The 18,417-nt window shown below is 73.3% G+C and carries 19 protein-coding genes; 4 read left to right on the forward strand and 15 right to left on the reverse strand.

Features of this window, described 5'->3' with window-relative positions; all coding sequences use genetic code 11:
- Window positions 1-185: 185 nt before the first annotated feature.
- The gene (locus tag JQN84_RS18425) at window positions 186-962 is read right to left on the reverse strand and encodes an isoprenyl transferase (protein WP_204959675.1); all 777 of its coding nucleotides are present in this window, start codon (window positions 960-962) and stop codon (window positions 186-188) included.
- A 32-nt stretch (window positions 963-994) separates the two neighbouring features.
- Window positions 995-1,891 carry a DNA repair protein RecO gene (gene recO / locus JQN84_RS18430; protein WP_204959555.1) on the reverse strand — a complete coding sequence of 299 codons (897 nt, stop codon included), beginning with the start codon at window positions 1,889-1,891 and terminating at the stop codon, window positions 995-997.
- A gap of 102 nt (window positions 1,892-1,993) precedes the next feature.
- Between recO and JQN84_RS18435 the strand changes: the two genes are divergently transcribed.
- A complete protein-coding gene (locus JQN84_RS18435; protein WP_204959556.1) occupies window positions 1,994-2,770 on the forward strand; it encodes a DUF4097 family beta strand repeat-containing protein in 777 nt (258 codons plus the stop codon).
- Window positions 2,771-2,786: 16 nt separating this feature from the next.
- Here JQN84_RS18435 and JQN84_RS18440 read toward each other — a convergent pair whose 3' ends face one another.
- The 11 genes from JQN84_RS18440 to hrcA form a co-directional block, all read right to left on the reverse strand.
- Window positions 2,787-3,869, reverse strand: a complete 1,083-nt coding sequence (locus JQN84_RS18440; protein ID WP_204959557.1) for an acyltransferase family protein — start codon at window positions 3,867-3,869, stop codon at window positions 2,787-2,789.
- Between the two features lie 130 nt (window positions 3,870-3,999).
- Window positions 4,000-4,896, reverse strand: coding sequence for a GTPase Era (gene era, locus JQN84_RS18445; protein ID WP_145921275.1), 897 nt, complete (start codon window positions 4,894-4,896; stop codon window positions 4,000-4,002).
- A complete protein-coding gene (locus JQN84_RS18450; RefSeq protein WP_204959558.1) occupies window positions 4,893-5,279 on the reverse strand; it encodes a cytidine deaminase-like protein in 387 nt (128 codons plus the stop codon). The genes era and JQN84_RS18450 overlap by 4 nt, the downstream gene beginning before the upstream one ends.
- Window positions 5,272-6,651 carry a hemolysin family protein gene (locus tag JQN84_RS18455; RefSeq protein WP_204959676.1) on the reverse strand — a complete coding sequence of 460 codons (1,380 nt, stop codon included), beginning with the start codon at window positions 6,649-6,651 and terminating at the stop codon, window positions 5,272-5,274. Before JQN84_RS18455 ends, JQN84_RS18450 begins: the two co-directional genes overlap by 8 nt.
- A complete protein-coding gene (gene ybeY, locus JQN84_RS18460) occupies window positions 6,627-7,100 on the reverse strand; it encodes an rRNA maturation RNase YbeY (RefSeq protein WP_088644390.1) in 474 nt (157 codons plus the stop codon). The genes JQN84_RS18455 and ybeY overlap by 25 nt, the downstream gene beginning before the upstream one ends.
- 43 nt (window positions 7,101-7,143) lie before the next feature.
- Complete coding sequence (locus tag JQN84_RS18465; RefSeq protein WP_204959559.1) at window positions 7,144-8,199, reverse strand: PhoH family protein; 1,056 nt, start codon at window positions 8,197-8,199, stop codon at window positions 7,144-7,146.
- 299 nt (window positions 8,200-8,498) lie between these two features.
- The gene (locus JQN84_RS18470; protein ID WP_204959677.1) at window positions 8,499-9,839 is read right to left on the reverse strand and encodes a serine hydrolase domain-containing protein; all 1,341 of its coding nucleotides are present in this window, start codon (window positions 9,837-9,839) and stop codon (window positions 8,499-8,501) included.
- 86 nt (window positions 9,840-9,925) lie between these two features.
- On the reverse strand, window positions 9,926-10,285 hold the full coding sequence (locus JQN84_RS18475) for a histidine triad nucleotide-binding protein (protein WP_088644388.1): 360 nt from the start codon (window positions 10,283-10,285) through the stop codon (window positions 9,926-9,928).
- A 379-nt stretch (window positions 10,286-10,664) separates the two neighbouring features.
- Window positions 10,665-11,399, reverse strand: a complete 735-nt coding sequence (locus JQN84_RS18480) for a 16S rRNA (uracil(1498)-N(3))-methyltransferase (RefSeq protein ID WP_204959560.1) — start codon at window positions 11,397-11,399, stop codon at window positions 10,665-10,667.
- A 154-nt stretch (window positions 11,400-11,553) separates the two neighbouring features.
- The gene (gene dnaJ / locus JQN84_RS18485) at window positions 11,554-12,699 is read right to left on the reverse strand and encodes a molecular chaperone DnaJ (protein WP_204959678.1); all 1,146 of its coding nucleotides are present in this window, start codon (window positions 12,697-12,699) and stop codon (window positions 11,554-11,556) included.
- Between the two features lie 74 nt (window positions 12,700-12,773).
- The gene (gene hrcA, locus JQN84_RS18490; RefSeq protein ID WP_204959561.1) at window positions 12,774-13,796 is read right to left on the reverse strand and encodes a heat-inducible transcriptional repressor HrcA; all 1,023 of its coding nucleotides are present in this window, start codon (window positions 13,794-13,796) and stop codon (window positions 12,774-12,776) included.
- A gap of 229 nt (window positions 13,797-14,025) precedes the next feature.
- Between hrcA and JQN84_RS18495 the strand changes: the two genes are divergently transcribed.
- Complete coding sequence (locus JQN84_RS18495; protein ID WP_204959562.1) at window positions 14,026-14,652, forward strand: DUF4870 domain-containing protein; 627 nt, start codon at window positions 14,026-14,028, stop codon at window positions 14,650-14,652.
- A gap of 85 nt (window positions 14,653-14,737) precedes the next feature.
- On the opposite strand, the gene hemW is transcribed toward JQN84_RS18495, so the two are convergent.
- A complete protein-coding gene (gene hemW / locus JQN84_RS18500; protein WP_204959679.1) occupies window positions 14,738-15,961 on the reverse strand; it encodes a radical SAM family heme chaperone HemW in 1,224 nt (407 codons plus the stop codon).
- 19 nt (window positions 15,962-15,980) lie between these two features.
- Between hemW and JQN84_RS18505 the strand changes: the two genes are divergently transcribed.
- A complete protein-coding gene (locus JQN84_RS18505; RefSeq protein WP_204959563.1) occupies window positions 15,981-16,763 on the forward strand; it encodes an enoyl-CoA hydratase-related protein in 783 nt (260 codons plus the stop codon).
- Window positions 16,764-16,859: 96 nt separating this feature from the next.
- Window positions 16,860-17,723, forward strand: coding sequence for a hypothetical protein (locus JQN84_RS18510; protein WP_204959680.1), 864 nt, complete (start codon window positions 16,860-16,862; stop codon window positions 17,721-17,723).
- A gap of 44 nt (window positions 17,724-17,767) precedes the next feature.
- Here JQN84_RS18510 and JQN84_RS18515 read toward each other — a convergent pair whose 3' ends face one another.
- Window positions 17,768-18,409, reverse strand: coding sequence for an MOSC domain-containing protein (locus JQN84_RS18515; protein WP_204959564.1), 642 nt, complete (start codon window positions 18,407-18,409; stop codon window positions 17,768-17,770).
- Window positions 18,410-18,417: the final 8 nt, after the last annotated feature.

Here is an 18,417-nt window from a genome sequence, read left to right on the forward strand (position 1 = left end):
CACCGGCCACCGGGCGGCACGCCCGTCCGGGGCCACGACGGCACGTCGACGCCCCGCCGGACCGGTCCGACACCGGTCCGGCGGGGCGTTCCGACGTATCGGGGCCGGCGTCCTCGTCGGTCGACCGGAGACGGTCGGGCCGACAGGTGGTCAGCGGCACACGCGCGCCGACAGCCGTGGCCCGGTCAGCGCGGCGGGGCGACCGGGTTGGGCAGCGCGCCACCGAAGCGGCGGTCCCGCTTGGCGTACAGCTCGCAGGCGTACCAGAGGTGGCGGCGGTCGAAGTCCGGCCAGAGGGTGTCCAGGAACACCAGCTCCGCGTACGCCGACTGCCAGAGCATGAAGTTGGAGATCCGTTCCTCGCCGGAGGGGCGCAGGAAGAGGTCCACCTCGGGGACCTCCGGGTGGTAGAGGTACTTCGCCACGGTCTTCTCGGTGATCCGGTCCGGGTCGAGCCGGCCGGCGGCCACCTCCCGGGCGATCGCGGCGGCGGCGTCGGCGATCTCGGCCTGGCCGCCGTAGTTGACGCAGAACTGGAGGGTCAGCGTCGAGTTGCCCCGGGACATCTCCTCGGCGGTCTGCAACTCGGCGATGACGCTCTTCCACAGCCGACCGGCCCGCCCCGACCACACCACCCGCACCCCCAGGTCGACGAGCTGGTCGCGGCGGCGGCGGATGACGTCCCGGTTGAAGCCCATCAGGAACCGGACCTCGTCGGGCGAGCGCCGCCAGTTCTCGGTGGAGAAGGCGTACGCCGACAGGTAGGGCACGCCCAGCTCGATCGCCCCCTCGACAGTGTCGAAGAGGCTGTATTCGCCCTGCTCGTGGCCCTTGGTGCGGGGCAGGCCGCGCTCCTTGGCCCAGCGGCCGTTGCCGTCCATCACCACCGCGACGTGCTTCGGCAACGCCTCCGCAGGCAGCGCCGGCGGACGTGCCCCCGACGGGTGCGGGGTCGGCGGCACCGGCTCCCGCCGGCCGGACCTCAACGATCGGATCACTCGGTCATCTCCCTGTCCACACCCTCCACACCGACCCGGGGCGGCAGCACCCGGCCACCCCGGTGGCCACCCGGCGCACCGCCGTCATCCCCGGCCGGCACGCCGCCGGCCGGGCCGGTGTGCGGCGGGCCGTCCCGGTCGACCAGCGGCAGCGAGCGTAGCGCGCGTTCCAGGTGCCACTGCAGGTGCGCCGCGACCAGGCCGCTGCACTCCCGGCGTACCCCGGTGGCCGTGGCGTCGGCGACCTGCCAGTCGCCGCTGGTGAGGGCGGACATCAGGTCGATGGTGGCCGGCGCGGGGTGGGCCGCGCCGGGCGGCCGGCAGTCCGGGCAGACCGCACCCCCGGCCGGTACGGAGAACGCCCGGTGCCGCCCCGGGGTGCCGCAGACCGCGCAGGCGGTCAACGCCGGCGCCCACCCGGCGAGGCTCATCCCGCGCAGCAGGTACGCGTCGAGCACCAGCGTGGTGGCGTGCTCGCCCCGGGACAGCGCCTTGAGCGCGCCGAGGGTGAGCTGGAACAGCCGCAGCGACGGCTCCCGCTCGACCGGGGTGAGGCGTTCGGCGGTCTCCGCGATCGCGCTCGCCGCCGTGTACCGGGGGTAGTCCCCGAGGAAACGCTTGCCGTACAGGTCGATCCCCTCGACCTGGCTGACGCTGTGCAGCGAACTGCCGGTGTTGCCCTTCGGGTCCCCGGCGAGCTGGAGGTCGACGTGCCCGAACGGTTCCAGCCGGGCACCGAACTTGCTGGTGGTGCGGCGTACCCCCCGGGCCACCGCGCGCAGCCGGCCGTGCCGGCGGGTCAGCAGCGTGATGATCCGGTCGGACTCGCCCAGCTTCTGCACACGCAGCACCACCGCGTCGTCGCGGTAGAGCTGTCGGCGGTACCCGGCCATCGGGTCATTCTCTCTCGGGGTGGGAAATCAGGGTCGGATCGGGGTGGCCCGGCGCTGCGCCCCGGATGTGCGCCGGGGTACGACGGTCGTAGGTTGCTGGTCATGGCACTTCCCCGCAGCGCGGTCGCCCTCGGCGCGACCGCCGCCCTCATCCTCGCCACCGGGTGCGACACACTCGCGTTCCGGCGGCTGGACTTCGACACCACCGAGGCGGCGACGATCGCCCGGATCACCGTCCGGCCCGGCTCCGGGGACGTCGTGGTGCGGGCCACCGGCCCGGCCACCGGCGTACGCGTCAAGCGGGTGCTCCGCTACCAGGGCGACCAGCCCGACACCACGTACCAGATCACCGGCGACGAGTTGATGCTGGACACCGGCTGCGGCCCCCGCTGCTCGGTGTCGTACGAGGTGACCGCCCCGCCCGGGGTGCGGGTGCAGGGCGAGACCGGCTCCGGTGACGTCGAGCTGGCCAAGATCGGGTCGGTCGACTTCTCCCTGGGCTCGGGCAACCTGCGGATCGCCGACGCCAGCGGCCCGGTGCGGGCCGAGACCGGCTCGGGCAACATCGAGGTGCTCAACGTCGCCGGCCCGGTCGACCTGCGGGCGTCCTCGGGTGACGTCACCGGTACCCGGCTCGGCGGCGACGTCTCGGCCACGACCGACTCCGGCAACATCACGCTCGTGCTGAGCACCGCGGCCTCGGCCCGGGCCCACGCCGGCAGCGGGGACGTCGAGCTGACGGTGCCGGCGGGCCGCTACCGGGTGAAGTCGAACGTCGACTCGGGGGAGGCCGAGATCGGGGTGACCAACGATCCGACGGCGTCGCTGGTGCTGGACCTGGAGGCCGACAGCGGGAACGTGACGGTCGTACAGCGGTGAGGCGTCCCGGCGTACCTCAGCGGGCCCTGATCTCGACGGTGTCGGCCCCGGGTGTCCGGGGGGCCGGGACGACGGGCGTCGCCGGCACCGGTCGGGCCGGCCGCCGGCCGGGGACCAGCTCGGGGCGGCGGCGGGCCGCCACGTCCTCGACCCAGCCGACCAGCAGGGTCACCACGCCGACCAGGAGGAAGACCAGCACCACCCGGATGGCCAGCCCCCACGGGTCGCGGGATGACCAGCCGACCAGCCCGACCAGCGGGGTGAGCGCCACCACGAAGGGCATGTGCCACAGGTAGACGGTCAACGCGCGCCGGTTCACGATCGTCACCAGCCGGCTGACGATCAGGTTGCGGTCCACCCAGGCGGCGGTGGCCGGGGCCCGGCCGATGACCACCAGGATGAATGCCGCCGACCACAGGGCGTTGCCCAGCGGAATGTCGTTGAGGTCGTAGCCGCGCGGCCCGGGGTGGGTGAGGATCCAGCCGGCACCGACCCCGGCCAGCAGCAGCGCCGCCGGCACCAGCACCCGGCCGGCCAGCCGGCGCAGCAACCCGTCGTGGTGGGCGAAGCCGAGCAGCCAGGCACCGAAGTACAGGCCGAAGTGCTGCAGCACCGCCGAGGTGGTGGTGAACAGATCCGCCTCGATCGCGATCAGCAGCAGGTAGGGGGCGGCCAGGGTGGGCAGCGGCGCCCGCCGGAACAGCCACAGCGCCACCGGGGAGACGAGCACGAACCACAGGTAGTCCCGCAGGTACCAGATCGGGCTGAGCGCCAGCCCACCCCAGTAGTTGGCGGGCGGGTCGGCGACCGGGAACAGCCAGAGCACCACCCGGGGGGTGAACACCAGGCCGGTGAGCAGCATCGCCGGGACGAAGACCGCCGCCACCACCCACAGCGAGGGCAGCAGCCGACGCAGCCGACGCCCGACCGCAGGCACGCCGGAGCGGTCCAGCGACGCGGCCATCAGCGATCCGGCCAGGGCGAACATGACCGACATGGCCGGGAAGACAAGCGTCAGCGAGGCCAGCCCGGTGACGTGGTAGACCACGACCCGGACGATGGCCAGGAACCGGAGCAGATCCAGATATCGGTTACGCATCAGGCTGCATCTATGTGGGGGACAGATGGACGTCCCCTACCCTGCGCACCCGACCTGTGAAACCGCTGCTAATCGGTACCTGACGTGAAACTTCCCATATCAGGGTCCGAATTCCACCAGCCGCACGCGATCAGAACCCGAGCTTGCGCAACTGCTTCGGATCGCGCTGCCACTCCTTGGCCACCCGGACGTGCAGGTCCAGATAGACCCGGGTGCCGAGCAGCTCCTCGATCTGCTTACGGGCGGTGGTGCCGACCTCCTTGAGCCGGCTGGCCCGGTGACCCAGCACGATCGCCTTCTGGCTGGGCCGCTCGACGTAGACGTCGGCGTAGATCTTCATGAGCTGCCCCTCGGGGATCATCTCCTCCACCACCACGGCGATCGAGTGCGGCAGCTCGTCGCGGACCCCCTCCAGCGCCGCCTCCCGGATCAGCTCGGCGACCAGCACCTGCTCCGGCTCGTCGGTGAGCATGTCGTCCGGATACAGCTGCGGCGACGGCGGCAGGTGACCGGTCATCACGTCGACCAGGGTGTCCACCTGGTGCCCGGAGACCGCGCTGACCGGCACCACGGCGGCGAAGTCAGCCAGCTCGCTGACCGCGAGCAACTGCTCGGCCAGCCGCCGCTTGTCCACCAGGTCGGTCTTGGTGACCACGGCGAGCACGGTGGCCTTCAACTCGCTCAGCTCGCCGCTGATGAACCGGTCGCCCCGGCCCACCGGCTCGTCGGCCGGGATGCAGAGGCCGATCACGTCGACCTCCGTCCAGGTGGTGCGCACCAGGTCGTTGAGGCGTTCGCCGAGCAGGGTGCGCGGCCGGTGCAGGCCCGGGGTGTCGACCAGCACCAACTGCGAATCCGGCCGGTGCAGCACGGCCCGGATGACGTGCCGGGTGGTCTGCGGCTTGTTGGAGGTGATCGCGATCTTGGTGCCGACGATCGCGTTGGTCAGGGTCGACTTGCCGGCGTTCGGCCGCCCGACGAAACACCCGAAACCCGCCCGGTACGGCCGCTGCTCCACGCCGGTCACTCGATCACCGTGCCCAGGACCGTGCCGTCCGGCGCGGCCACGTGGATCGGCGCGTCGGCGGACAGGTCCCGGACCGCGGCGTGACCCGCCCCGTCCAACGTCGACGCCTCGGTCACCACCACCGCCGCCTCCAACCGGCTCGCCCCGGCCGCCGCCGCCGACGCCACCGCGAGCTGCAATGCCGTCACCGTCAACGAGGGCAGCGCGACACTCGCCGCCGCGTACGTCCGGCCGTCCTGGTCGCGGACCGCCGCGCCCTCCACGGCGGCCACCCGGGCACGGGCGCCACGGGCCAGCACGACCAGCTTGCCGTCCTCGGCGCTCAACCCGGCCGGATCGGACGGGGTGGGCCGGGCGGCCGGCTCGACGGGTGTCTCAGGCATCGGCGGGTTGCCTCTCCTCGGTGCTGTGTTGACCGTCACGGGAATCGGGACCGTCCGACGGCACCCGGCTGACCAGCACGGTGTCTATCCGGTTACGTCGGCCGGTAGTGCCCTCGGCGACCAGTTTGAGGCCGGCCACCTCGGCGTCGGCACCCGGGATCGGCACCCGCCCCAGGGCCTGCGCCAGCAGACCACCGACCGTCTCCACCTCGTCGGTGGGCAGCTCGGTGTCGAACAACTCGCCCAGGTTCTCCACCGGCAGCCGGGCGGTGACCCGCACCGCGCCGTCAGCCAGGTGCTCCACCGGCGGGCGCTCGACATCGTACTCGTCGGTGATCTCGCCGACGATCTCCTCCAGGATGTCCTCGATGGTGACCAGGCCGCCGGTGCCACCGTACTCGTCGACGACGATGACCAGGTGGTTGCGGGCGGCCTGCATCTCCGACAGCAGGTCGTCGACCGGCTTGGACTCCGGCACGAACGTCGCCGGCCGCATCAGCTCGGCCACCGGCGTCTGGTGGGCCCGCAGGTCACCACCCCGGGTACGCCTGATGAGGTCCTTGAGGTAGAGCACGCCGAGCACGTCGTCGACGCTCTCGCCGATCACCGGGATACGGGAGAACCCGGAGCGCAGGAACAGCGCCAACGCCTGGGAGAGGGTCTTGCCCTCCTCGATCCACACCATCTCGGTGCGCGGCACCATCACCTCCCGGGCGATGGTGTCGCCGAGCGCGAAAACCGAGTGGATCATCTGGCGTTCGCCGTGCTCCACCACCCCCCGCTGCTCGGCCAGGTCGACCAGTTCCCGCAGCTCGACCTGGGTGGCGAACGGCCCCTCCCGGAACCCGCGCCCCGGGGTGACCGCGTTGCCGATCAGGATCAGCAGCGAGGCCAGCGGATTCAGCGCCCGACCCAGCCAGCGCACCAGCGGCGCCACCGCCCGGCCCACCGCGTACGCGTGCTGCCGACCCAGGGTGCGCGGGGCCACCCCCACCACCACGAAGCTGACCACGGTCATCGCCCCGGCGGTCACCAGCGCCGCCCGCCAGCCCGCGCCGAAGCTGTCCACCGCGACCAGGGCGACCAGGGTGGTGGCGGTCAGCTCGGCGAGCAGCCGGAGCAGCAGCAACAGGTTGAGGTGGCGGACCACGTCACCGGCGACGGCCTGCAGGGTACGCGCGCCGCGCGCCCCGTCGCGGGCCAGCTCCGCGGCGCGGGCCGGGGAGACCGCGGCCAGCGCGGCCTCGGTCATCGCGATCAGCCCGGCGAGCACCACCAGCCCGGCCGCGAAGAAGATCAGCTGAAGATCGGGAAGGCCGGCGGTCGGACCGGCCGCGACTATGTCCATCACCGGGACCGGGTCGACCGCCAGCTGGCCAGCAGCCGGGCCTGGAGGGCGAACATCTCCCGCTCCTCCTCCGGCTCGGCGTGGTCGTAGCCGAGCAGGTGCAACACCCCGTGCACGGTGAGCAGGTGCAGCTCGTCGGCCGCGCTGTGCCCGGCGGTGGCCGCCTGCTTGGCCGCCACCTCCGGGCAGAGCACGATGTCGCCGAGCAGGGCCGGTTCACCGCCGGCCGGGGCGCTCTCCCCCGGGCCGTGGTCGACGCTGCCCTCGTCCATGGGGAAGGCGAGCACGTCGGTGGGGCCGTCGCCGCCCATCCAACGATGGTTCAGCTCGGTCATGTAGCCGATGTCGACAAGCAGCACGGACAGCTCGGCGAGCGGGTTGACCCCCATCTCGTCGAGGGCGTGCCGGGCCACGGCGAGCACCGCGTCGGTGTCGACCTCGGCACCGGACTCGTTGGCGATCTCGATGGACAACTGTCTTCCTCTGGTTGGTTGGCGGCGTCGGCCGGCCCGTTGGTTAGCGGCGTCGGCCGGCCCGGCCGCCCTGGGCGGTCCGCCCCGGCACGGCGTGCACGGCCTGCGCCTGCTGGTTCTCCCGCTCGTCCCAGCGGGCGTACGCGTCGACGATCTCACCGACCAGCCGGTGCCGGACCACGTCCGCGCTGGAGAGCTGCGCGAAGTGCACGTCCTCGACGTGGCCCAGGATCTCCCGGACCACCCGCAGCCCGCTGGCCGTCCCGCCCGGAAGGTCCACCTGGGTGACGTCACCGGTCACCACGATCTTGGAACCGAAGCCGAGCCGGGTGAGGAACATCTTCATCTGCTCGGGCGTGGTGTTCTGCGCCTCGTCCAGGATGATGAACGCGTCATTCAACGTCCTACCCCGCATGTACGCCAGCGGCGCCACCTCGATGGTGCCGGCGGCCATCAGCTTCGGGATGGACTCCGGGTCGAGCATGTCGTGCAGCGCGTCGTAGAGCGGGCGCAGGTACGGGTCGATCTTCTCGTTCAGGGTGCCCGGCAGGAAGCCCAGCCGCTCGCCCGCCTCGACCGCCGGACGGGTCAGGATGATCCGGCTGACCTGCTTGGCCTGGAGCGCCTGGACGGCCTTCGCCATCGCCAGGTAGGTCTTGCCGGTGCCGGCCGGGCCGATGCCGAACACGATCGTGTTCGCGTCGATCGAGTCGACGTACGTCTTCTGGCCCAGCGTCTTGGGGCGGATGGTGCGCCCGCGCCGGGAGAGGATGTTGAGGGTGAGCACCTCGGCGGGCCGCTCGGTGCCACCCTGTTCGAGCATGCCGACGGTACGCCGGACAGCGTCAGTGGTCAGGGTCTCGCCTTTCTCGATCAGTTCGAGCAGCTCGCTGAAGAGGCGCTCGGCGAGCGCGTTGTCCGCGGGCGCACCGGTGATGGTGATCTCGTTACCGCGTACGTGCACGTCGCTGGTGACCGAACGTTCGACGAGTCGCAGGATCTCGTCGCCCGCGCCGAGCAGGTTGACCATGATCTTGGCGTCGGGAACCGTGATCCTGGTCTGCACCCGGGGCGGGCCGGGAGGTGAGGTGCCGGTCATAGGTCGGGCCGTGGGGCCCTGCGCCACCTGCTTCCATCTCGCGCCGTGCCCTGCTGGCGCGGCGTGCGGACGATACTCCCATCGTATCCGCTCGGCACCGGCGGCACCGTGTCACTTTTTCCGCCCGGGCGGACCGGGTGGTCGTAGCGGCCTCCCGGCCCGTCCAGCGACCGGCACCGGCCCGGGGAGCCGGCGGGTCCGGCCCGGGAGCCGGCGGGTCCGGCCCGGGAGCCGGCGGGTCCGGCCCGGGAGCCGGCGTCGGGCCGGAGGCTGGCGGTCGAGGTCGAGGGGCCGGCCGGTCAGGCCCGGAAGTCGTACCGGTCGAAGGTCTCCTGGTGGCGGGTGAAGCGGTAGGTGGCCCAGTGCATCGCGACCACCGTCCCGTCGGCGTCACGGGTGAGCCGCAGCAACTCCCCGACCTCCCGCCCGGAGACCGTCCGGAACACGTCAGGCGAGTGCGGCGTCGGCGCGAACACCGCCGGAGGTCGCCCCGCCGGATCGTCCGCGCCGCGGGCCCGTAACGCCCCGTCGTGCCAGGAGAAGACGTACTCGAAGCCCTCGCCCCACCAGCGACCCAGCACCCCGCGCAGCGGGCCGGGCGCACCCGGGCCCGGCTGCCACGGCACGATCTCCGCCGGGGCGTGTTCGACCGAGGCGGCGAGCAGCCGGTGCGGCAGTTCCAGCACCTCGGCGGCGGTGCCGGAGGAGGCGAGCACCGCGCAGCCCATCGCGCCGGGGGTGCCGTCCCCGCCGCGCCGGCCGTAGACGCCCGCCAGGAAGCCAGGCATCGCGCCGTCGTGCCCCACGTGCACCACCCGGTCGGGGTACGGGACCAGGATCAGCCCGAGCCCGAAGCCGGCCCTCCAGGTCGTCTCGTCGGTGGTGGTCACCGGCCAGCGCATCTCGTCCAGCGTCGTCGCGGCGAGCACCGCCCCGGTCGGGTCCAGCGCGGCCGGGTCGGCCAGGAACGCCGCCCAGCGGGCCATGTCCGTCGCGGTGCTCCACAGTTGGCCGGCCGGCCCGACCGCCCCGAAGTCGGTCGGCGGCTCCGGATGCGCCTCATCGGAGTACGCGTCGACCAGGAAGCCGGTCACCGCCTGCGGCCCCGGGTCGACCGAGGTGTCGGCCAGCCCCAGCGGGGTGAGCACCCGGTCGGCGAGCACCTCGGCCCAGGTGCCGCCGCGTAACGTGCCGACCAGCCGGCCGAGCAGCGCCATGCCCAGGTTCGAGTAGTGGTAGCGGCGGCCGGTGGGCAGCACCCGCTCGACCCGGGCCAGGTCGGCGACCAACTCGTCCACCTGCGGCGCGCGCAGCGTGTCCCAGACGTCGCCGTACGGCTCGCGTTGCAGCCCGGCGGTGTGCGACAGCAACCGGCGTACGGTCAGCTCGCCGTGCGCGGGCAGGTCGAGGTGCCGGCCCAGCGGGTCGTCCAGGTCGAGCAGCCCGTCGTCGCGGCACTGCATGATCAGCACGGCGGTGAAGGTCTTGGTGACCGAGCCGATCCGGAACCGGCTCGCCGGGCCGAGGACGGTGTCGTTACCGGTGCCGCCGACCTCGAAGCTCCAGAGCGGACCGTCGGCCCGGTGCAGCGCCACCGCCAGCGCGGGCACCCGGGCCTGCGCCTGGGCGCCCCGGACCATCCGTTCCAGCCGACGCCGTACCCGCGCCCCGTCGCCGCTCGGGTCCCCGTCGCCGCCCGGGTCGGTTTCCCCGTCGACCGTCGACGTCACACCAGGTCCCGGGCCAGCATCGGGCCCAGCGGCGCGCCGCCGAGCAGGTGGGCGTGCACGTGGAAGACCTCCTGGCCGCCGTACGGGCCGGTGTTGAACATCAGCCGGAAGCCGTCCCCGGTCAGCCCCTCGTCCTCGGCCACCGCCGCCGCGGTGGCCAGCACCTCACCGGCCAGCCCCGGGTCACCCTGGCCGAGCGTCGCCACGTCGGCGTAGTGCTCCTTGGGGATGATCAGCACGTGCACCGGCGCCTTCGGCCCGATGTCACGGAAGGCCAGGGTGGTGGCGGTCTCCTTGACTATGGTGGCCGGAATCTCCCCGGCGACGATGCGGCAGAACAGACAGTCGGCTCCCATCCCCCCACTCTAAAGACCACCCCACTCCCCTCCCCCGCCCCCTCCCCGCCCTCCCCCGCTACCCCCGCCCCGCCGTTCCCCCCGGTGATCAAGAGGTTCGCGTCAGAATCCGGCCGGCCGATGACGCGAACCTCTTGATCACGGGGCACACCACCAGGGGGCGGCGGTGCGGGCGCGGTGACCAAGAAGTTTGGGGCAGGAATGGGGCTGGCGATGACGCAAACCTCTTGATCACCGAAGACACCGCCAGCAGACGGCACCAATGGGACGGTGACCAAGAAGTTTGCGGCACGAATCGGCCCGGCGATGACGCAAACCTCTTGATCACCAGGGCAGGTCGGGGGCGAGGCGGGAGGGCAGCGTGGGGTGGGGTGGGGTGTTACCAGCGGGTGAGGCGGGTGGAGAGGACGGCCAGGGCGGCGGGGCCGGCGGTGGAGGTACGCAGGACCGAGGGGCCCAGGCGTACCGGGCGGGCACCCGCATCGGTGAAGGTGGCCAGCTCGGCCGGGGCGATGCCGCCCTCGGGCCCGACGACCAGGACGATCTCGCCGGCGCTCGGCAGGTCGACCGTGGTGAGCCGCTCCTCGGCCTCCTCGTGCAGGACGAACGCCGTGCCCGCCCCGGCGATCCGACGCGCCACCATGGCGGTGGACTCGTCCGGGGAGCCGGCCACCACCGGCAGCCACGCCCGGCGGGCCTGTTTGGCCGCCTCCCGGGCCGTCGCCACCCACTTCTCCCGGGCCCGTACGCCCCGGTCACCGCGCCACTGCGCCACCGAGCGGGACGCCGCCCAGGGCACGATCTCGTCCACTCCGACCTCGGTCATCGCCTGGACTGCCAACTCGCCCCGGTCACCCTTGGCGATGCCCTGCACCACCACCAGCCGGGGGACGTCCGCGTCGACGTACCCCCGGGAGGTGACGGTGAGGTCGAGGGCACCCCGGCCGACGGCGGTGACCACAGCGGTGGCGGTGCCGCCCCGCCCGTCGGCGAGCAGCAGTTCCTCGCCGACGCGCAGCCGTTGCACGGTCGCGGCGTGGTGCCCCTCGGGGCCGTCCAGGGTGACCTGGTCGGCGGGGGGCAGCGACTCGACCAGGAACAGCGGCGCGGACACGCCGATCAGGCTAACCGGCCCGGCCGGCCGGGGAGCCACCCGGGACTCCGGCCGACCGGGACGCCCCGACCGGGACGAGCCGACCGGCACGAAACCGCACGGGACCCGACCACAACAGCCCGACCGGAGGAGGCCGGCCGGTCAGCCCGACCCGTCACGCGTGGCCGTTGAAGGCGTCGCGCATCCGGGAGAAGAAGCCGCCCTGCTTGCTCAGCTCGGCGACCTCCTCGCCCCGGGTCTTGGCGAAGTCCCGCAGCATCTTCTCCTGGTCGGCGTCGAGCTTGGTCGGGGTACGCACGTCGAGGTGGACGTAGAGGTCGCCCCGGCCGGTGCCGCGCAGGTGCGGTACGCCCCGGGCGCGCAGCCGCAGCGTGCTGCCCGGCTGCGTGCCGGCCTTGACGTCGACGGTCTCGTCGCTGTCCAGCGTCTTGATGGTGAGCCGGGTACCCAACGCGGCGGCCGTCATCGGGACGGTGACCCGGCAGTGCAGGTCGTCGCCCTTGCGGGAGTAGACGTCGTGCGGCCGCTCGTGGATCTCGACGTAGAGGTCACCGGCGGTGCCGCCACCCGGGCCGACCTCGCCCTGCTGGGCGAGCCGGATGCGCATGCCGTCCTCCACCCCGGCCGGGATCTTGACGGTCAGCGAGCGGCGGGTCCGCACCCGGCCGTCGCCGGCGCAGGTCGGGCAGGGGTGCGGGATGGTGGTGCCGTAGCCCTGGCAGACGGTGCACGGCCGGGCCGAGACGACCTGGCCGAGGAAGGTGCGCTGCACCGACTGCACCTCGCCCCGGCCGCCGCACGCCTCGCAGGTCGCCAGGTGGGTGCCGGCCGCGGTGCCCGCTCCGGAGCAGGTGGTGCAGAGCACGGCGGTGTCCACCGTGATCGGGGCTTCGACGCCGAAGGCGGTCTCGTGCAGGTCCAGTTCCAGCCGCAGGATCGCGTCGGCACCGGGCCGGGTACGCGGCCGTGGACCCCGCGAGCCACCGGCCGCACCGCCGAAGAAGGCGTCCATGATGTCCTGGAAGCCGACGAACGGGCCCGCCCCGCCGGGACCACCCGGGCCGCCGGCGCCCCCGCCGCCCGGGGCGAGCGGGTCGCCGCCCAGGTCGACGATCTGCCGCTTCCGGTCGTCCGAGAGGACCTCGTACGCGGCGTTGATGTCCTTGAACTTCTCCTGTGCCTCCGGGTCCGGATTGACGTCCGGGTGGAACTGCCGCGCCAGCTTGCGGTAGGCGCGCTTGATCTCGTCGTCGGAGGCTTCCCGGCTCACCCCGAGAATGCCGTAGTAGTCCCTGGCCACTGCGTTCCGTGTCCTCATGTTCGTCTCGCGTTTGCGCCGGTCGGCGGCCGGAGCCGGCCGCCGGCCCGGACTGGTCAGTTCTGGGCCAGCAGCTCGCCCACGTAGCGTGCCACGGCCCTGACCGTGGCGATGGTGCCGGGGTAGTCCATCCGGGTCGGGCCGAGCACGCCCAGCCCACCGACGATGGTGGTGCCCGGGCCGTACCCGGTGCTGACCACCGAGGCGGCCCGGAGATTGTCGACCTCGTTCTCGTCGCCGATCAGCACCCGGGTGGTGCTCGGCTGCGCCTCGCCGATCAGCTTGAGCAGCACGACCTCCTCTTCGAGCGCCTCCAGGATGGGTCGCAGCGAGCCCTGGAAGTCGAGTAGGCCACCCCGGGTGAGGTTGGCGGTGCCGGCCAGCGCCAGCCGCTCCTCGGTGCGTTCCACCAGGGTCTCCAGCAGCACCGTGGACAGGGTGGTCATCGCGCCGCGCAGGTGTGGCGCACTCTCGTCGACGAGCGCCTGCACCAGCGGCGGAGTGTCGGACAACCGACTCCCGACCAGTTTCTCGTTGACCAGCCGGCGCAGGTCGAGGACGTCGTCGGCGGGCACCGGCGCGGCCAGCTCGACCAGCCGCTGCTCGACCCGCCCGGTGTCGGCGATCATGACCAGCATCAGCCGGGTGGTGGAGATCGGCACCAGTTCCAGGTGGCGCACCGACGAGCGGGCCAGCGACGGGTACTGCACCACGGCGACCTGTCGGGTGAGCTGTGCCAGCAGGCGTACGGTGCGGTGCACCACGTCGTCGAGGTCGACCGCGCCGACCAGGAAGCGCTCGATGGCCCGGCGTTCGGCCGGGCTGAGCGGCTTGACCCGGGAGAGCCGGTCGACGAAGAGGCGGTAGCCCCGGTCGGTGGGGACCCGGCCGGCGCTGGTGTGCGGCTGCCGGATGTAGCCCTCCTCCTCCAGGACCGCCATGTCGTTGCGGACCGTCGCCGGGGAGACCCCGAGCTGGTGCCGCTCGACGAGCGTCTTGCTGCCGACGGGCTCCTGCGTGGCGACGTAGTCCTCGACGATCGCCCGCAGCACGGCGAGTTTGCGGTCGTCGAGACCCATCTCCCACCTCCTGACGCACGTCGCCCCGGGCGCTTGCGCACCCGGGCAAGCACTCTGGCACTCGACTGTAGCGAGTGCCAGTCTACGTCGGCAGTACCGCCGCCGCGATGATCAGGACGGACCGTCGGTGCGCCCGCCCCGGCGGATCCCGGCGCTGACGCAGCGTCGAGGCCAACCTCACCAGTGTCGCTCTGGTGCACCCTTGCCGGCAGCCCCTACCGTGGCGGGCATGACTGAACCACCTCGCCCGCCCGGCGCGGGGGACGGCTATCCGCCGGACCCGAACGCTGGCCAGGGCTCGCCATACGAGCCGCCCACCGCACCACTGTCCGGCGCTCCGGGGGCGGGCGGGTATCCCCCGCCCGGCGGGTATCCGCCGCCCACCGGTGACCAGCCGCCGGCGGGTGGCTACCCCCCGCCGGGTGGCTACCCCCCGCCCGGCGCGGGTGGTTATCCCCAGCCCGGCGGCGGATATCCGACCGGCGGCACCTACGGTGCACCGGGCGGCGGCTACGCCAACAGCGAGGACAAGACCTGGACGCTGGTCGCACACTTCGGCGGGGCCGCCGGTGCGCTGATCAGCTTCGGCCCGCTCGGCTTCGTCGCCCCGCTGATCGCCTACCTGGTGCGCGGGCAGCAGTCGCCGGCCGTCCGGGCGCAGGCCCTGGCCGCGCTGAACTTCCAGATCCTCTGGTCGATCATCGCGTTCGTGCTGCTGTTCGTGAGCTGGTGCCTGTTCTTCCTGCCCAGCATCGCGGTCGTGGTGATCCAGATCCTGTTCGGGATCATCGCCGGCATGAAGGCCAACGAGGGCCAGGCCTACCGCTATCCGATGTCCACCAGCTTCATCAAGTGAGTCCCGACCGGCCGCTCCCCCGGCCGGTCGGGCACCACCGCCGACTCCGGCGCACCCCGGCGGGTGGCGGCCGGCGCAACCGTGCTCAGGGCAGCAGGTCGCGCACCACCGCGTCGGCCAGCAGCCGGCCGCGCAGGGTGAGCACCGCCCGCCCCTGCGGGTACGCCACCGGGTCCAGCAACCCGTCGGCCAGCGCCCGCGCGGCGGCGGCCCGGCCCGCGTCGTCCAGCACGTCCAGCGGCAGCCCGGAGGCGAGCCGCAGGCGCAGCATCACGTCCTCCGTGTGCGTCTCGGTCGGGGTGAGGATCTCCCGGGCCAGGCCGGGTGAGTGCCCGGCGGCGAGCCGCTGGGCGTACGTCGTGGGGTGTTTGACGTTCCACCAGCGCACCCCGCCGACGTGGCTGTGCGCCCCCGGGCCGAGGCCCCACCAGTCGCCGCCGGTCCAGTACAGCAGGTTGTGCCGGCACCGGGCGGCCCCGCTGCGGGCCCAGTTGGAGACCTCGTACCAGGAGAAACCGGCCGCGTCGAGGGCGGCCTCGGCGGCCAGGTAACGGTCCGCCGCCACGTCGTCGGAGGGGTACGGCAGCTCGCCGCGCCGCATCCGGGCGGCCAGCCGGGTGCCGTCCTCCACGATCAGGGCGTACGCGCTGACGTGGTCGACCCCGGCGGCGACCACCTGGTCCAGCGAGGCGGCGAAGTCCTCCGGGCGCTCCCCCGGCGTGCCGTAGATCAGGTCGAGGTTGACGTGGTCGAACCCGGCGTCACGGGCCTCCCGGGCGGCCTCGGCGGCGCGTCCCGGGCGGTGGTTGCGGTCGAGGACGGCCAGCACCCCGGCGGCGGCGGACTGCATGCCCAGCGAGATCCGGGTGTAGCCGGCGGCCCGCAGGGTCTTCAGCGACTCCGGGGTCACCGACTCGGGGTTGGCCTCGGTGGTCACCTCGGCGTCGGCGGCCAGCCCCCAGGTGCGGTCGATGCCGTCCAGCAGCCGGGCCAGGTCGTCGGCGGGCAGCAGGGTCGGCGTGCCGCCGCCGACGAAGACCGTGTCGACCCGGGGCGGTGGGGTGCCGCCGAGCACCCGGGCGGCGAGCGCCAGCTCGGCGAGCACGGTGTCGGCGTACGACTCGCGGTCGACACCCCCGCCCAGCTCGGCTGCGGTGTAGGTGTTGAAGTCGCAGTAGCCGCAGCGACTGGCGCAGAACGGCACGTGCAGGTAGACGCCGAAGCCGCGCCCGCCGACCTCCCGCAGAGCGGTGGCGGGCAGCGCGCCGTCGACGGGAACGGTCTCACCATCTGGAAGGACGCCCGGCATGGCCACTAGTGTGCCCGGCATGACCTCTCCCGACCGACTCGTGCGGGTCGCCACCGCCCGTGGGGTGACCACCCTCACCCTGGACAGCCCGCACAACCGCAACGCGCTGTCCACCCCGCTGATGACCGAGCTGCTGGCCGGGATCGCCGGGGCGATCGCCGACGACGCGGTCCGGGTGGTCGTGCTGGACCACACCGGCCCGGTGTTCTGCTCCGGCGCCGACCTGAAGGAGACGGCGGCAGCGTACGCCAGCGGGTCGGTGCCGGCCGGGATACTCGGTGACGTGCTGGTGGCGGTGCGGGAGTGCCCGAAGCCGGTGCTGGCGCGGGTGGCCGGGCCGGCCCGGGCCGGCGGCCTGGGCCTGATCGCGGCGGCCGACCTGGCGGTCTGCGCGTCCGAGGCGACGTTCGCCTTCACCGAGGTGCGGATCGGGGTGATCCCGGCGGTGATCTCGGCGACCGTGCTGCCCCGGCTGCACCCCCGGGCCGCCGCCGAGCTGTACCTGACCGGTGACACCTTCGACGGCCGGCGGGCCGCCGAGGTGGGGCTGGTGACCGCCGCCGTGCCGGCCGCCGAGCTGGACGCGGCGGTGGCCGGGTACTGCGCCTCGCTGGTCCGGGGCGCTCCCGGGGCGCTGGCCGGGACGAAGGAGCTGCTGCGCCGCCCGGCCGCCACGGACCTGCGCGCGGAGGTCGCCGACCTGTCCGCCCGGTCCACCGGCTACTTCCTGTCGGCCGAGGGCCGCGAGGGGGTGGAGGCGTTCCGACAGAAGCGGGACGCGGCCTGGGTGCCCCGGGATTGACCTGGTTTCTTCTGATTTCCTGCGGGAACGTGAACCGGTCGACCGACCCGGGGCCGACGGTTGGCGACGTACGCTTGGCGAACGTTGAAACGGGAGGTGCGGGTGCGGACGCGGACATTCGTGGCAGCCGGGGTCGTGGTGGCGTTGTTCGCCATCGTCGGGGGCTGGGGGGTCCGTCAACTCGACGGGGAGTTCCGGCTTCCCGTCGCCGGCCGTAGCTGCACCGTCCAGGCCGACGGCACCGTGAAGCTCGACGCCGACCAGATGGCCAACGCGGCCACCATCGCCGCGATCGGCATGCAGCGGCAGATGCCCGAACAGGCCGTGGTGGTCGCCCTCGCCACCGCCTACCAGGAGTCGGGGCTGCGTAACCTCGCCCACGGTGACCGCGACTCGCTCGGCCTGTTCCAGCAGCGTCCCAGCCAGGGCTGGGGCACCCCGGAGCAGATCCGCGACCAGCGGTACGCGGCGGCCCGGTTCTACAAGGCGCTGAAGAAGGTACGCGGCTGGGAGCGGATGGAGGTCACCGACGCGGCCCAGGCGGTGCAGCGGTCGGCGTACCCGAACGCGTACCAGAAGTGGGCCGACGAGTCGCAGGTGCTGGCGCGGGCCCTGCTCGGCGAGGCGACCGGCGCGGTGGCCTGCACGGTGGGGCGTACCCCGGTGATGCGCGGGCAGGCCGCGGCGGCCGAGCTGACCCGTGGCCTGACCCTCGACTGGGGCCTGCCCGACGCCGGTGCGGTTGCCGAGCTGACCGACGTGACGGTGCCCGCCGCGGACGCCCGGGACGGCTGGCGGTACGCGCACTGGCTGGTCTCGCACGCCCCCGACCACGGGGTGAAGCGGGTGCGCTTCGACGGGCTGGAGTGGAACGCCGACAACGGACGGTGGGCGAAGGTCGCCGACGGCCGGCCGACCGGGGCACGGGTGCTGGCCGAGGTCTTCGCCGACCCCGCCTGACCTGCCGGCGACGACCCCGGCCGAGCTGCCGGCCGGTGGGCCGGTCAGCCGGCGACGTTCAGCCGGCGACGCACCTTCGCCCGGGTCGATTCGGGCAGTTCGGGGACGTCGAGCAGTCGGGGCAGCAGCTCCGGCTCCAGGCTGGTGGCCCGGAACACCTCACCGATGGTGACGCCGTGCGCCGGCCGGTCCACCACCTCCACCGGGTCACCCGCGCTCACCTCGCCCTCGCGTAGCACCCGCAGGTATGCCCCGGGGGTGGCCCGGACGGTGAACCGTTTGATCAGGTCGGGCACCCCCCAGAAGCCGGCGAAGGTCGTACACGGGGTACGCGGCTTGGTGACCTGGAGCAACGCCGAGCCGACCGCCCAGCGTTCGCCGATCACCGCGCCGGTCACGTCGACCGCCCAGGTGGTCAGGTTTTCGCCGAAGCCGCCGGGGCGGAGGTCACGGCCCAACTCGGCCGACCACCAGCCGGCGTCCTCCTGCGCGTAGGCGTAGACGGCCTGCTCGGGGCCGCCGTGGTGGGCCCGCTCGCCGATGAAGTCACCGGCCACCCCGTCGGCGCGTAGCAGCACCGGGCCGTCGACAGGCCGCTTGTCGATGCCGCTGCGTCCACTCGCGTCACCCGCCCACCGCGCCTGCGTCACCACGCCGAGGTTCACCGCCGCCACCCTGCCCGTCATGGCCCCAG

Source organism: Micromonospora humidisoli (genome assembly GCF_016900955.1).
Taxonomy (GTDB): domain Bacteria; phylum Actinomycetota; class Actinomycetes; order Mycobacteriales; family Micromonosporaceae; genus Micromonospora; species Micromonospora wenchangensis.